Genomic DNA, 14,801 nt, shown 5'->3' with positions numbered 1-14,801 from the left:
TTGTAACTAACTGGTAACAAATTTAATACGAAAACAGGGGGTACAAAAGATATTTTTTGTTTTTTAGATAAATCGTTTTTTTTTACCGATGAACTACTTGTTTTTTGATTAAAAACACAATTTCTTGCGTATTTTTTTTATGGTAAAACCGTAATTTAATTAATTCATTTAGGGAAATTTTCTTAAAAACGACTTGTTGTGTGATATTCTTAAACCGTATAAGAGTTTACTTTATTTAGTAGTAGTAATTCATCTAGATATTTTCTAGAATTAGAAAGTCTAGGGATTTTATGTTGGCCTCCTAATTTATTGTTTTTCTTAAGCCAATCGTAAAATAAGTGTGGTCTCGCTTTGTTGATTTTTAATATGTTTAAAGTAGTATTGTTGTATCTTTTGGCTTCATAATCACTATTAATATTCTGAAGGTTTTGATCTAAAACTTTAGCAAATAGTACTAGATCTTTAGGTTGTTTGTTAAATTCGATCATCCATTCATGAGCTCCTTTCTCTTTTCCTTCCATAAAAATAGGGGCTACAGTGTAATCTGCTATTTCACAATCAGTATCTTTTGTGGTTTTCCTTAAAGCTTCTTCAGCATTTTCTATAATCAATTCTTCTCCAAATACATTAATATGATGCTTAGTTCTTCCAGATACTTTAACTCTATAGGGATTGATAGAAGTAAAGCGAACAGTATCTCCTATTTTATATCGCCATAAACCTGCATTGGTAGTAATAATAACCGCATAATTTATACCGATTGCTACATCACTTAATGGAATTACTTTTTCATCTTTTGTGCCATATGTATGCATGGGTATGAATTCATAAAAGATTCCATAATCTAGCATTAATAGTAGTTCAGAGGATTCGTTTTGATCTTGAATGGCAAAAAAACCTTCAGATGCATTATAGATTTCATAATATTTAAAGGAATTTCCTGGTAAGATTTTTTTGTATTGATCTATATATGGTTCAAAACTAACACCTCCATGGAAATAAACTTCGATGTTATTCCATATTTCAAATAAATGCTCTTGTCCTGTCGTTTCCAGTGCTTGATTTAATAAAACTAACATCCAAGAAGGAACTCCAGCTAGACTTGTTACATTTTCTTGAACTGTTTCATGTACAATTGCCATCATTTTTGTTTCCCAATCACTCATTAAGGAAACCTCATTACTTGGAGTAGAACTATACTCTGCCCAAAATGGCATATTATCAATGATTATAGCGGATAGATCGCCAAAGGATGTACCATTTTCTTTGTATAGCTCTTTGCTTCCTCCTAATCGAAGGCTTTTTCCAGTAAATAACTTGGAGTTCTCATTGTTATTCAGATACATACATAAAAGATCTTTTCCAGCTGCATAATGGCAATCTTCTAAGGATTCTTGACTAACAGGTATAAATTTACTTTTAGCATTCGTAGTTCCACTAGATTTCGCGAACCATTTAATTGGCGTTGGCCAATAAATATTTTGTTCACCTAATCTACTACGTTCGATCATTTCTTCATAATCTTCATATGATCTTATAGGAATACGTTCTTTGAAAGTTTCGTAATTATGAATTGATGAAAAATCATAAGTTTTGCCAAACTCGGTATTTCTAGCTGTTTCCAGCAAAACATGTAATAATTCAAGCTGTACTTCATTAGGGTACTTAAGAAAGAGTTCCATCTGGTGAAAACGCTTTTTTAGGAACCAACTAGCTATAGAATTGACTAAAGGGATTGGCATTTTTTGATGTATCTTTGAGCTGAAATTAGCATTAATATGATTGTGTGATTGACTTTCATCGGAAACTAAAATAATAAAAAAAATAATATTCTTTTTATAGATTTAACTTATAACTAAACTTTTTATGCAATATCAGGGAGTACTTACTAAAATGCAGACGGAGATAGGGAATCCAATCCAATACTATTTAGTGTTTGATTCAGACTTTATACATGTAAATCAATTATTGAATAAAAAGTTAAGTATAAAATTTATAGGATATAAATGTTTGGCTTGCGGTGAAAACAAAAAAATATATCGACAGGGATATTGTTATGATGATTTTTATAATCAACCTCAAGTAGGAGACTGGGTAATGCGTCCAGAATTGAGTAAAGCGCATTTAGGTATAGAAGATAGAGATTTGGATTATGAAAAGAAGGCACAGCTTCAGCCTCACATTGTATATTTAGCGAACTCAAGTAATATAAAAGTAGGTGTTACAAGAAAATCTCAAGTTCCAACGAGATGGATTGATCAAGGAGCTCATGAAGCTATAGAAATTGTTGAGGTTCCAAATAGATACTTGGCCGGAATTACAGAAGTAGCTCTTAAAGACCACGTAGCGGACAAAACCAATTGGCGTAAAATGCTTAAAAACGAGATTGAAGATAAGGACTTATTAGAATACCGCGATAAACTTAGAGAATTCATTCCAGAAGAAGCTAAAGAGTACTTTATTGAGAATAATAAAGAAACTGAACTTGATTTCCCAGTATTGGATTACCCTGGTAAATTGAAAAGTTTAAATTTAGAGAAAACACCAGAATATTCAGGTGTTTTAAAAGGCATCAAAGGACAATATTTAATTTTTGATGACGATACTGTTTTTAATGTCAGAAATAATGAAGGATATGTGGTACAGTTAACTATGATCTAATCAGTATATTCTAAGCAAGTAATTCATCACCATATGACTGGCATTGTTCAATAGTTTCTGTGATATGATTAATAGTGGTTCTTGGATTAATTAAACACATTCTCAATACTACTTGTCCTAAGAGTACTGTAGTAACTAATAGTGCCTCTCTAGAATTCATTATTTTTTCAGAGATTTTCTGATTAATAAGATCAATCTCCTTTTCAGATAAATTTTTATCAATAGGGTGATATCTAAAATTAATAACCGCTAACGTAGCTGGAGAAATGACTTCCCATTTAGAGCTTTCTCTAAGGGTGTTTTCAGTTTGTTCCGCTAATTCTATATTATATTGAATAGCTTTTTTAAAAGAATCCAAACCAAAAGTTTTTAAGGACATATAAAATTTTAAGGCACGAAAACGACGAGTTAATTGAATTCCGTGGTCATAAAAATTGATTTCAGATTCATTTCCTTCTACATCCCTTAAATATTCCGGTTTTTCACTAAATGTTCCACTTAACCAATTGTGGTTTTTAACAAGTAAGCACCCCATTTCATAAGGCTGAAAAAACCATTTATGTGGATCTACAGTCAAAGAATCCGCTTTTTCAATACCTTTTAGTAGCTCTTTTCCGTTATCTGCTAATATTGCAGCACCGCCATAGGCGCCATCTATGTGGAACCATAGTTTTTCTTTGGTACAAATTTTTGCAATTTCGTCTAACGGATCTACTGTTCCTGTGTTAGTAGTTCCCGCAGAAGCGATCATACAAAAAGGTTCTAATCCTTGAAGTCGATCTTTGGCAATGGCATTTTTTAATTTGTTTAATGACATTTTGAATTCTAAGTCAGTAGGTATGATCCTTATTTGACTCTTTTTAAAACCAATTACTTTAATTGCTTTAATGTTAGAAGAATGTGCTTGATCAGATAAATAAATCACCGCTTTAGAGAAATCGTCTCCACATTTAATTCTTCTAGCGGTGACCAATGCGGTCAAATTGGCCATAGATCCACCACTAGTAAAAATACCTCCTCCTTGCTTGGTTCCAAATCCAAAAATTTCTAACAGCCAATTCATTGTAAGAATTTCTAACTCTGCGGCTGCAGGTGAAGCTGCCCAACCTCCAGAGAAAATATTGAAACCAGTTGCTATTGTATCTGCCATCGCGCTAATATAATTACTCGGCCCTGGGACAAAAGAGAATGATTTAGGATGTGATACAATAGTACTTTGCGGAATAATTTCCTTCATTACAAAATCAAGAACTTTATTTGCATCTGTAGGAAGATTAGGAATATCTTCTGTTAATAAATTATCCATTTCTTCACGAGTAGCTATGGCTACAGGTTTTTTAGAATCTTGGTTGTCAAAATGTTCCACTATATGATCTATAATCGTATAGCCATATTGTTTCATGTCATCTTTGGATAATATTAATTCTGGATTTAGGTAGTTTTCCTTCATTGCATCTTTTTATCAAAATCGTATGCAAATGTAGACTGTTTTTGAAAATTAAAATAGGTATAAAACAGTTTTAAAAATGTATATGTTAATTGTGTCTCTAGACTATAAAGAATTTTAATCCTTGGACAACAGAAATTACTATTAGAGCGATACCAATAATCTTAAATAATTTGGTCTTAGAATTGTCAGATCTATTAGCCATTTTGTTACCCCATTTGCTGTATAAATACAAAGTGCCTATTTTACCTAAGTATATACCAGAAAAGAAAAGAAATAATGCAATTAATGGCGTATAAAGAGTAAGTTCAAACAGATGTTTGTTTGTTAGTGATATTGCTACTATCCAATATATTATTACAGGAGGGTTTAAAAATGCTAAAGAGAAGCCAGTTAAAAATTTAGATTTTTGAAGTCTATTCTTTTTAACTTTATTAATATTTTCTTTTTTGTTTTTTCGAGCTAAAAAATAAACTCCTATAATTAGGAAGATGGAAATGATTACTACTTGAATCCATTTATTGTTTTCGAAAAAATCTGTAAGTTCCATACTGCAATGGAGTGCAAAGAGTGCCAATAATACCTCGCCAATACCGGCAGCTAACGCAATACGAAATGCTTTTTGGGTATCTTCTTTAATGGTAGTATTGATTACAGCTATGTTAACAGCTCCAAGTGGAAGTGCTCCAGCGACTGAAGTTAAAATACCAAGAAAAAGATAGAATGTAATCATGCTTTATTAGTAGTTATTTCTAAAATAGCCTTACAGTTATATATGATATTTTATGAATTTAAAAAAAAGAAAGGACAGTATCAATACTGTCCTTTCTTTTTTTGTATATAAACTTTTGTTTTAAAAGTTTTTGGTAACCCCGATTCTCATTTTCTTTATGATTTCTTCGAAGTATAAGATTGTTAATATAATTTTCTCGGTATCTGCATAGGGTACGAGTTCTTCAATAGAATTTTGAGTTGCATCTATAGCTTCTTTATTCGTTTCTACGCTTTTTTTAAGAGATTTTATATGACCAGAATCTTCCTTAATTCCTAAGTCACTTAGTCTAACTCCTGGTTCATTGGTAAGAGATAGAAATGGAAGAACGGTTATGATTTCTTTTATACGATCTTGATAAAGTTTGATGAGTTGCCCTTTTTTTAAATCTTCAAGGTCACCTATCGTATGAAATTTAGTAATTTGATCTTTTTGTTTAAAAAAAATGGCTTCATCTTTTTGCTGACCATTCATATATTGAATTGATAGAAAAAAGATGAAACTCATTAATAGTTTAGATTTAAGCATAATTTATATTGCCGTGTTAAATTCATTTACAGGATTTGGGGAACCTGGGACAAAAAAGTGTTATTTTTAAATAGCGGTAATATCTTATTGCATTACCATATAATTATTCATGGCTTTCTTCAATTGAAATTTTGGCACTGATTTACTTTTTGGGTCTTCAAATAATTTGTCAACACTAACGAAATCTTTGGTAAATCTATTATATTTTAAAATATTTAAAACTCCTGCATTTGGTTTGTAACTAACCTCTACACCTTCACCATGAATATTAAAAAAACTATTATCCATTTTGAAAGCTCTTTCAAGAACTGCTAAAGAGGTGTACGATTCATCAAATTTTACAACATTTGAAAATCCAGAAATCTTGGAATTATGTAGATAAACTAAAGCAGAATTTGTTGCAGATATTGCAGATGCAGTGTGCATATAATTAGAATTATCAGATAGATTAACAAAAGTAGAATTAGTAATTGTTACATCAGTAATTGCGTTTGGTTTCAAGAATCCTTGTTCTTTGTTATAACCATCTATTTCTATTGCAAATGAACCCTTTGGACTATTAATATACGGATGACGTACAGCCATTAATTGATCAAGATCTCCTTTAAAACCTTCAGATATTTGAAAATCATCATCTTCCGCTTTGTAAGAAATCATATTTCTTATATTGTTATTACCTCCAGTCCAGTTAAATGAATCTTGTCCTGAGTAGCTAACCATTATATGATCTATAATAGATGCTGCTCCTATTCCAAATAATGATAAACCGCTACTACTTTTTGATTTACTACCAGAAAACTCTATTCTTACATATCTGAGAACAGTAGTTTGTTCATCTGGATTGTTTCCGCCGTATACAGCGTACTGAGGGTTAAAATCTCCTTTGATAATACCATTTCCAGAAACCGAATTCACATTTCCTGATCCAGCAATTATTATACCACCCCAATCTCCGCTTGCCCTTGATTTTGGTGCTTTATTAGAGGTGAAAACAATTGGATATGCTTCTGTTCCAACTGCGATTAATTTAGATCCTTTACTAATAATAAGATTTGCAGGATTTTCATGATCTCCTCTTATTACCGTTCCTTCTTGGATGCTTAGTATCGCATTACCTATAACATATACATTACCAGACATCAGGTATACTGTGTTATTGCTTAAGTAAGTGTCTTCTGTTATGATATTTGGAAGCTTTTCTTCTGCTTCGGGATAATTTGTAGTATTTGGTGTGAAATTGGTCCAACCTTTTGTCCATTTGCTGTCATTAGTATTGAAATCCTGTGCGTTAGAATTTAAAATAGTAATGCATAATAAAATAGACGTAATTAAGGCGCATCTTAGTTTCATAAAAGTTTAATTTTGGGGTTAAAATTTAGAAGAAAATTCTCTCTTCTACTTTAGGGTCACTAAGTTACTATACTTTTTGTAGAGTTGGTTACGTGTTTACCGTAAAATATGTACGTTCGTCGTTAATATAGCAATAATTATGAAAACTTTAAGAGTATTATTCCTACTTATGACGGTTTTACAGTATTGGTTTTCAGTATTTTACGATTTGTTTAATTTTTTTGTAAAAAAAATAAACAAAAAAAATATTTGATGGTATTTAAATTAAAACAAAAAATAGAAAATTATATAAATAATTGTTTTTTAGGTATTTATAATATTTCCAAGTTTTTGAGATTTATTGAAATTTTGCTTTTTATTGAAATGTTATATCATAAGAAAAGTGAAATCACGTTTATGTAAATGAATTATAAACGTGATTTTTATGCCTTTTGTCGATGTTTTTTTAAGCTCTTTGTCCAAAGAATATGTTATATATTTCCATTCTTCCCTAATCTCATTTTTTTGATCATTTCTTCAAAGTATAGAATAGCCCATATGATGTTATCCGTATCAGAGTAAGGTACTAGTTCTTTTACTGTGTTTGTAGTATAAACGAATGCTCTATCTGCTATTTCGTTATTTTTTTCTACTATTTTAATGTTGTCAGAGTCTTCTTTAATTCCAATATCACTTAAGCTAGTTCCAGGTTGATTGGATAATGATAGGTAGGGTAAGACTATAAAAATCTCTCTTGTACGTTCTAAATATAATTCTATTAATGCACCTTTATTAAGGTCTTGTAATTCATCAATAGTATGAAACCTATTAATTAGTTTATCATTGTCATAGAGAATTCCTTTCTTGTTATTTTGTGCGCTTAAGGAACCTATGGTTAGTAGTAATAGTAATAATATGGTTGTCTTTTTCATGGTCTTATTTTTTGTGGTTGGATCGTTTACTGAACTACCATGTAGTTGTTTAATGAATTTTTTAGAGAAAAATCAGGGTTAACCTTATCTAACGGATCACTAAAAATTTCTTGAGGTTGTTGAAACTTTTTAGTAAACCTATTGTACTTTAAAAGATTAAATGTGTCGTCTTGGATATTGTTTTGAGTGACTACGCCTTCCTTATGTACATTAAAAAAGCTATTGTCTAATTTGAAAGCTGTTTCTATCATTCTTAATGTTGAAAATGTCTTGTCTAATTTTACTACATCGGAGAATCCAGATATATTGGAGTTATTAAGGTAAAGTTCACCTAAATTATTTATAGAAATTGCAGCTCTAGTATGATTATAATTACTTTCATCGGCGAGACTAATTAATGTGGCTCCTGTAATATCTATACTAGAAAGTATTTTAGAATTGTCAAAACCTAAATTTTTATTATATCCATCTACTTCAATAGCGTATGATCCATTGTTGCTTGTGATATATGGGTGTTTAATGGCTAGTATGTTGATAAGCTCTCCTCTATATCCTTGTGTGAAATCAAAATCATCGTCATTTGATTTATAAGAAATTAGATTTCTTGAGGTAGAGGCTCCTCCATGCCATTCATAAGAGTCATCCGCAGAATAACTTACCATTATGTTTTCTACAACGGATTTGTTGCCTAGTGCATATAACGATAATCCATTAGTGGATTTTCCAGCATATTCGATTCTTACATACTTCAATATAGTAGTTTCTTCATCCATTTTGTTTCCACCAAATATGGTGTATAAAGGATTGAATTTTCCTTTTACAACTCCTTCTCCTTCTATAGTATTAGCTTTTCCAGATCCAATAATAGTTATTCCTCCCCAATCACCGCTTTTTCTAGAATTTCTAGATTTATTTGAGGTAAATACAATTGGTGAAGCTTTTGTTCCGTTAGCGATAAGTTTAGCTCCTTTAGAAACAATAAGGTTTGTGGATTTTTCGGTGTCTGCTTTTATTAACGTACCTTCTTCTATGGTTAACGTGGCATTATTAATTACATATACATCACCAGACATAAAATAAATAATATCACTTTTTAGATAAGTATCCTTATTAATGATGTTTGGTAGTTGTTCTTCGTAACTAGGGTAATTTGTGTTGTTCGGTGAAAAATTAGTCCAATCTTTCATCCATTTCATGTTAGTAGGATTGAAATCATTTTGAGATAAGCCCGAAACCGAAATTGTAATAAATAAAAATAAACTTAGTAATTCTCTTGTCTTCATAACTCCTTTTTTTAAGTTATACTTTTGCTGAATCTTTTGTAATTGATCAGTTTTCTTTATTAAGATTTGTTAACTAGTAACACCATTTAGTTCGATAAGACCTAATAAAGATTACAGGAAAAATGATTTATTAACATTTTTTTGTAAGAATTGATAAGCTGGTAAGGATTAGGTTTGTGTTTCCTATAGATGTAATTCTCTGTGTTTTTTGATAAGTCTCAGAGGACTGTGAAGATTATTATATAGAGATAAAAAAAACAGCCAGAAGGCTGTTTTTAAATATTTTTTAGAAGTTTCCGTTAACTCCTATCCGGATTTTTTTGATCATTTCTTCATAATATAAAATAGACCATATTATTTTTTCGGTATCCGCATAGGGTACAAACTCTGTTATAAGATTACTCGTACTACCAAAAGCATCTGTAGTAGTTTCATGATGCTTTTTTAATAGTTTTTGATTATCAGAGTTTTCTTTAATTCCAATATCAGAAAGACTTACATTGGCCTCATTAGTTAGTGCTATATAAGGTAGTACGGTAATAATCTCATTAGCTCGTTCTATATATAATTTAACAAGTTCTCCTTTTTTTAAATCTTCTAGTTCGTCAATAGTATGAAACTTGTTGATCATTGTACTTTGATCAAAAAGAATGTTTTTTTTGGTTTGAGAAAAACTAACTGTAACTATAAAAAGGAAAAAAAATACTGTGGTAATCGACTTCATCATTAATTTATTAAATAATTATTGTAGTAAAATTTAATTTTACTGCATTACTGTGTAACTATCCCGAGATTGCTTTAATGTAAACTCAGGGTTTTTGTTATCTAAAGGTTTTTCAAATAGATCTGTGACATTTCTGAATTGTGTGGTAAACATATTATATTTTAGTAATTTTTGCGCTTCTGATTTTGGTTCTAATCGGGTTAAAACATTTGTATCATGTACGTTAAAGATACTATTTTCTAAAGAAAATGAATTTGCTAAATCTGTATAAGATCTATAAGAGTTGTCAAATTTCACCACATTGGCAAATCCTGATATTTTTGAATCTAGAAAATTTAGTTTAGCTAAATTTTTAGAAGAAATTGCAGCTGTTGTATGTTGATAATTACTATTGTCAGATAAGTTAATTAAGGTAGCTTCTGAAATTTTTACTGCTGATGGATTTTTAGATGTTAATCCCATCTTTTTATCATATCCATCTATTTCAATTGCATAAGATCCACTTGCATCTGATATGTAGGGATGTCTAATTGCTATAATATTATATAATTCTCCTCTATATCCTAAAGTAAAATCATAATCATCATCTTTTGCTTTATAGGAAATTAAGTTGTTTGTATTCAATGTTCCTCCAAAAAATTCAAAAGAGTCATCTGCAGAATGACTAATCATAATGTTGTTAAGAATAGATTTGTTCCCCAATGCATAAAGAGATAGCCCATTTAATTCTTTTGACTGATTAATTTTTTTTCCTGCATATTCGATTCTTACATAAGTTATAATTGCAGTCATCTCATTGTTATCATTTCCTCCATACAGAGAATATTGAGGAAGAAAATCTCCTTCAATAATTCCTGCTTCCGACGGCGAATTAATAGTTCCTGATCCTGCAATAACTATTCCTCCCCAATCTCCACTTTTTCTAGCTTTAGGAGATTTACTAGATGTAAAAACTATAGGTTGTCCTTTAAGACCTCCAGCTATTAACTGGGATCCTTTGCTAATTACTAAACTTGTAGAAGTTTCTGTATCACATCTTATTATTGTTCCTTCTTGTATTGTCAGCGTAGCTCCATTAGTAACATACGTATTTCCAGATAGGAGGTATACCAAGTCATTGGATAAATAAGTATCTCTGTCAATTATGTTTGGAATATCCTTGTCAGGTTCGGGATATGCTTCGTGATTAGGATCAAAATTAGTCCATCCTTTCGTCCATCGAAGAGGATTGTCATTTATCGAGTTTTGAGACAATAAGAGTGAAGGGAAAAATATAAGAAAAGCAATGGGGAATATAGCTAGTTTCATAACTTTTGCAGAGTTTAATTTTAGGGTAAAATTATAATTATAAGAGTTAGAGGTGTTGGATCTAACTTTACTAAATAGTTAATCCAGTTTTAATAAATTTATTGTGTTACTACTATTATTTCTTTAGTAAAATAACACTTTATTGTACGAGATATTGTTCGTGAAGTTCTAATAATATGATTTTAAAAGGTTTGTAAATATTGATATACCCAATTAAAATCCCGTTCTTTTTTTGTAGTTTTCCCAGTACTAATGTACTAAGAAATAAACGTAAAAAAAATTAAATACTATTGATGCGTAGTTACTTTAGCGATTTTTGCGCAAAATGAAGTATTAATTCATTTTAATTAAAAAAATGACAAGAATCTTTAATAAACAATAGATTAAAATAGGTCTAGTTCTTAGTTCCTGTTGTATCTTTTTTCTTTTTCTTACCTAAGAAACCTCCTAAAATATCTTTAGCAGCGTCTTTTAATTTGTCTTCCGGCTTGTCAGTGGTAGTTTTTGTAGAGTCTTTATCTTTTTTAGAACCTCCTAATAAATCGGTCAGTACTTTTGTGCCTTCATCAACGATTTTACCGGTTGCTTTTTCTTTTTGCTTGTCTATAATTTGTTGTGTAAGTTGCTTAACTGCTGTACCAGTATTAAGATTGATTTTTGGGTTCGAAAAGTTTCCTGATATTCCAATTGGAAGTGCTACTTTCATGTCTTTAGATTCTTGATCGCTAAGTTTAGAAAGTAATCCACCAACCTCGTTACCTAAATATTTGGCAGGGACATCCAATGATACGTTATAATCCATGTTCATATCAAAACTGTGACTTCCTCCTGCAGTTATTTTAATGCCTTCTATATCGAAATCGAATGGCTTTACATTGATTTTTCCATCATCAAAACTAAGAGATGTCTTAATGTCTTTTAAGTTTAGCTTGTCTAGGTCTAAAAAATTTAACTGACTATCTAAGTTAGATAGTAGTGGTGTTTGCGCAGTGTTTACTTTAGCATCTAATATTTCTGCTAATGCATTTCCTTTTACAGAATTAAGAACAGGAGTTAGATCGTTATTTAGGTTACCATTTAGGTTGATCTGTGTTGTTAAAGCTCCGGTTAGTGCTTTCGCGATAGGTGCTAAACCTTGCAATAACTCTAGGCTTGAAAATGATTTTGCAATATTTATTTTGCTTAGATCTAGATTCATCCCAAAATTCGGAGTTTCAGATTTAGTAGATACTTTCCCATTAAACGCTAATCCACCATCAAAAATATTAGATGTTACGTTCTGTAAATACGCTGTTTCGTCATTTATTTTTACACTCCCTTTGGTATTTCGTAATTCTAGATTATCATAAATTACTTTTTTTGCATCAAAATTCAACGTAGCATCAATAAAAGATGGGATTTTAAGAGCGTCATTTGTTGTTTGGTCTTGGGTCTGTTCTTCAGTTGTTTCATTTCCAGCCACCATAAAATCATTTACAGCAAAAACTTCTGATGTAACATCAAAATTTCCTTTAAGATCTTGTTTAGAAAATAAGAATCCCATTAAGTTGTTTATAGTTCCCTCAGCAGCAAGATCCGATTTTCCTGTAGTAACCTCCATTTTGTCTAAAGTAATAGTTTCTGGCTTAAAATTGACATTGGCTTTTTCTATATTTATCTCACTCGGCAGATCTGGAGATGCATATGTGAATTTATCCAAACTAATGGTACCAGTACTTTTTACATTTTGATATTGTTCTTTTTCCAAAGATAACATATCAAATTTCGTATTTACGTTAGCTTTAAGTATTCCATTAAGTTGTTGTTCTAGTTCTAAAGGGTATGCTTTATCTAAATTAGCAAGATTCAAGGTTCCGTTTACTGCCATGTCTACGATCATATTTGTCGTGATGTTTCGTAAACTTCCTTTGGCAGCAAAAGTATCTTGGTCAATTTTAAAAGTAAGATTTCCGATATTGACATAGATATCATCAGCTAAACCGGTATCATTTTTTATTTGTGTATCTATATTTATATTCTGAACACTTTTTGGTAGGTCAGGATATTTAAAGGATGCATTATGCGAGGCAATTTGGATATCCATTTTTGGGATATATACATCATCAGCTTTTCCTTTAATAACACCATTAACCGAAAAATCTCCTGTTGTTTGTACGCCATCTAGGTTTTTAGCATAGACTTCTGGTATAACCGCTAGGAAGTTTTTAAAATCTGAAGTTGGTGTTTTAAAACTAAGATCAACATCGGTGTACTTCTCAAATAATTGTACAAATCCCTCGAATTCTAATGGCAATTGATTTACCAGTGCTTTATTTTCTTTAAAAGCGTATCGTTGATTTTCTAGATCTAGTTCTAATTCTGCGTCAAGTTTTAGTGCATTTTTATTCAGGTATTGAGTGTCATCTAAGCTAAAAGAGACTTCAGAACTAGATTCAGTGTCTAATAATATATTTTCTCCGGATAAGGATCCATCTCCACTATGGTTTACGTTGGTCATTAATAAAGCAATCTTTCCTACATCATCTTTGTACAATAACTTACTGTTATTTATTTCGTAATGATCTAATTCGAAAGTAAAAGAACCTCCTTCTTCGTTGTCGGTTGTGTTTGTTTCTTCTGATGCTTTAGTAATATCAAAATTGGAATTTCCTAATGAATCTGTTTTTATAGCAATATTAGCTTCATCGATTATGAATTTTTGAACACTAATAGCTTCTTCTGCGCCTTTAAATAGTTCTTTTATCGACATGTCCAAAGATATTTTTTTTGCATACGCTAAAGTATCTCCTTCAAAAGGGGCGAAATTAATAATAGAAAGCTCATCAATGATTACAGATGCTTTCGGAAAACTTCTGAGTAAACTAATGTCTACATCTGCAAAATCGACTTTTGCATTTACGTGTTCGTTTGCTAAGTATCGTATTTTATCTTTAATGGTTCCTCCAAAAAGTAAAGGAATAGAAATAACTGCTATTACAAGAATAACTATAAGAATACCGAAGATTTTGAGGGCTTTTTTAACCATTATGATTGCTTTTTGTGTAAAGTAACGATTTACAAAGGTACAATGTTGCGGTATTTGAGTTAACTATTTGTTAGATTTTTTAAATTTCTAATGCTAATTCTCCTCCTTGTTTTAATTTGAACCTTTTTCTTAGTATAAAAACACTTAGGTAAAGAATAGGAGTGTCTAATGCGGCTACTAATATTTTAAATAAAAAACCATTAAGTAAAAGTATTCCAAAACGATCCCAATCGATGATTCCTGTAGAGCATAATAATACCAGGACAGTAAGTGTGTCTATAAATTGCGAAGAAAATGTAGAGAAGTTATTTCTGATCCAGAGATGTTTTCCTTTTGTAACTTTTTTCCAAAAGTGAAAAACCTGAATGTCTATATATTGAGCAAAAAGATATGCCATCATCGATGCAAAAACAGCTATTGCGGTTGCACCAAAAACCTCTGTAAATGTTTCATCATTGATCGGTGACCAACTGGTCGCAGGAACTTCTTTAGAAGCATAGATAATTAGTAGCGAAAAGAAAGAAGCAAAAATACCTGCGGTAACTATTTGGTTAGCTTTTCTTTTTCCATATACTTCACTAATAATATCTGTTATTAAAAAAGTAATAGGATACGGTAATATTCCAACAGAAATCTCGAAAGTATACACACCGAAAAAATCCCAATAAAAAAACTTCTGAAATATAAGGTTTGAGGCTACTAATGATGAAATAAATAAGGCTCCAAGAATTAAGTAAATTCTATATGCGAGGATTTTATCTTTTAGATTCAGAGGAGTGTTATTCAAAATAC

At 30.8% G+C, this 14,801-nt stretch carries 12 protein-coding genes; 1 reads left to right on the top strand and 11 read right to left on the bottom strand.

The window, feature by feature from the left end; all coding sequences use genetic code 11:
* Positions 1 to 209: 209 nt before the first annotated feature.
* Entirely contained in the window at positions 210 to 1,742 is a 1,533-nt protein-coding gene (locus BMY33_RS09570; protein WP_091407842.1) for a GH3 auxin-responsive promoter family protein, read from the bottom strand.
* Positions 1,743 to 1,866: 124 nt separating this feature from the next.
* Between BMY33_RS09570 and BMY33_RS09565 the strand changes: the two genes are divergently transcribed.
* Entirely contained in the window at positions 1,867 to 2,661 is a 795-nt protein-coding gene (locus tag BMY33_RS09565) for a DUF2797 domain-containing protein (RefSeq protein WP_091407841.1), read from the top strand.
* 10 nt (positions 2,662 to 2,671) lie between these two features.
* On the opposite strand, the gene BMY33_RS09560 is transcribed toward BMY33_RS09565, so the two are convergent.
* The 10 genes from BMY33_RS09560 to BMY33_RS09515 all read right to left on the bottom strand — a co-directional run bounded on the left by BMY33_RS09560 (position 2,672) and on the right by BMY33_RS09515 (position 14,796).
* Entirely contained in the window at positions 2,672 to 4,111 is a 1,440-nt protein-coding gene (locus tag BMY33_RS09560) for a pyridoxal phosphate-dependent decarboxylase family protein (RefSeq protein ID WP_091407839.1), read from the bottom strand.
* Between the two features lie 97 nt (positions 4,112 to 4,208).
* The gene (locus BMY33_RS09555) at positions 4,209 to 4,841 is read right to left on the bottom strand and encodes a LysE family transporter (RefSeq protein ID WP_091407837.1); all 633 of its coding nucleotides are present in this window, start codon (positions 4,839 to 4,841) and stop codon (positions 4,209 to 4,211) included.
* Positions 4,842 to 4,961: 120 nt separating this feature from the next.
* The gene (locus BMY33_RS09550; RefSeq protein ID WP_091407836.1) at positions 4,962 to 5,387 is read right to left on the bottom strand and encodes a hypothetical protein; all 426 of its coding nucleotides are present in this window, start codon (positions 5,385 to 5,387) and stop codon (positions 4,962 to 4,964) included.
* 105 nt (positions 5,388 to 5,492) lie between these two features.
* Positions 5,493 to 6,758: a hypothetical protein gene (locus tag BMY33_RS09545; protein ID WP_091407834.1), complete on the bottom strand. Its 1,266-nt coding sequence runs from the start codon at positions 6,756 to 6,758 to the stop codon at positions 5,493 to 5,495.
* A gap of 470 nt (positions 6,759 to 7,228) precedes the next feature.
* Complete coding sequence (locus BMY33_RS09540) at positions 7,229 to 7,669, bottom strand: hypothetical protein (RefSeq protein WP_091407833.1); 441 nt, start codon at positions 7,667 to 7,669, stop codon at positions 7,229 to 7,231.
* Between the two features lie 26 nt (positions 7,670 to 7,695).
* Positions 7,696 to 8,952, bottom strand: coding sequence for a hypothetical protein (locus BMY33_RS09535; RefSeq protein ID WP_091407831.1), 1,257 nt, complete (start codon positions 8,950 to 8,952; stop codon positions 7,696 to 7,698).
* 286 nt (positions 8,953 to 9,238) lie between these two features.
* The gene (locus BMY33_RS09530; RefSeq protein WP_139195624.1) at positions 9,239 to 9,676 is read right to left on the bottom strand and encodes a hypothetical protein; all 438 of its coding nucleotides are present in this window, start codon (positions 9,674 to 9,676) and stop codon (positions 9,239 to 9,241) included.
* A 39-nt stretch (positions 9,677 to 9,715) separates the two neighbouring features.
* Entirely contained in the window at positions 9,716 to 10,984 is a 1,269-nt protein-coding gene (locus tag BMY33_RS09525; RefSeq protein WP_091407827.1) for a hypothetical protein, read from the bottom strand.
* A gap of 394 nt (positions 10,985 to 11,378) precedes the next feature.
* Positions 11,379 to 14,009, bottom strand: coding sequence for an AsmA family protein (locus BMY33_RS09520; RefSeq protein WP_091407826.1), 2,631 nt, complete (start codon positions 14,007 to 14,009; stop codon positions 11,379 to 11,381).
* Positions 14,010 to 14,088: 79 nt separating this feature from the next.
* Positions 14,089 to 14,796, bottom strand: a complete 708-nt coding sequence (locus BMY33_RS09515; RefSeq protein ID WP_369899336.1) for a queuosine precursor transporter — start codon at positions 14,794 to 14,796, stop codon at positions 14,089 to 14,091.
* Positions 14,797 to 14,801 lie beyond the last annotated feature (5 nt).

It is taken from the genome of Aquimarina amphilecti, from assembly GCF_900109375.1.
In the GTDB taxonomy this organism is placed as follows: Bacteria; Bacteroidota; Bacteroidia; order Flavobacteriales; family Flavobacteriaceae; genus Aquimarina; species Aquimarina amphilecti.
Note: the sequence above shows the minus strand (reverse complement) of the source record. Positions and strands in the feature narration are given on the sequence as shown.

Bases quoted from the DNA above. Each gene is read 5' to 3' on its own strand.
- BMY33_RS09535 (WP_091407831.1), bottom strand. From the start codon at position 8,952: ATGAAGACAAGAGAATTACTAAGTTTATTTTTATTTATTACAATTTCG.
- BMY33_RS09530 (WP_139195624.1), bottom strand. From the start codon at position 9,676: ATGAAGTCGATTACCACAGTATTTTTTTTCCTTTTTATAGTTACAGTT.
- BMY33_RS09550 (WP_091407836.1), bottom strand. From the start codon at position 5,387: ATGAGTTTCATCTTTTTTCTATCAATTCAATATATGAATGGTCAGCAA.
- BMY33_RS09570 (WP_091407842.1), bottom strand. From the start codon at position 1,742: ATGCCAATCCCTTTAGTCAATTCTATAGCTAGTTGGTTCCTAAAAAAG.
- BMY33_RS09545 (WP_091407834.1), bottom strand. From the start codon at position 6,758: ATGAAACTAAGATGCGCCTTAATTACGTCTATTTTATTATGCATTACT.
- BMY33_RS09555 (WP_091407837.1), bottom strand. From the start codon at position 4,841: ATGATTACATTCTATCTTTTTCTTGGTATTTTAACTTCAGTCGCTGGA.
- BMY33_RS09540 (WP_091407833.1), bottom strand. From the start codon at position 7,669: ATGAAAAAGACAACCATATTATTACTATTACTACTAACCATAGGTTCC.
- BMY33_RS09520 (WP_091407826.1), bottom strand. From the start codon at position 14,009: ATGGTTAAAAAAGCCCTCAAAATCTTCGGTATTCTTATAGTTATTCTT.
- BMY33_RS09560 (WP_091407839.1), bottom strand. From the start codon at position 4,111: ATGAAGGAAAACTACCTAAATCCAGAATTAATATTATCCAAAGATGAC.
- BMY33_RS09525 (WP_091407827.1), bottom strand. From the start codon at position 10,984: ATGAAACTAGCTATATTCCCCATTGCTTTTCTTATATTTTTCCCTTCA.
- BMY33_RS09565 (WP_091407841.1), top strand. From the start codon at position 1,867: ATGCAATATCAGGGAGTACTTACTAAAATGCAGACGGAGATAGGGAAT.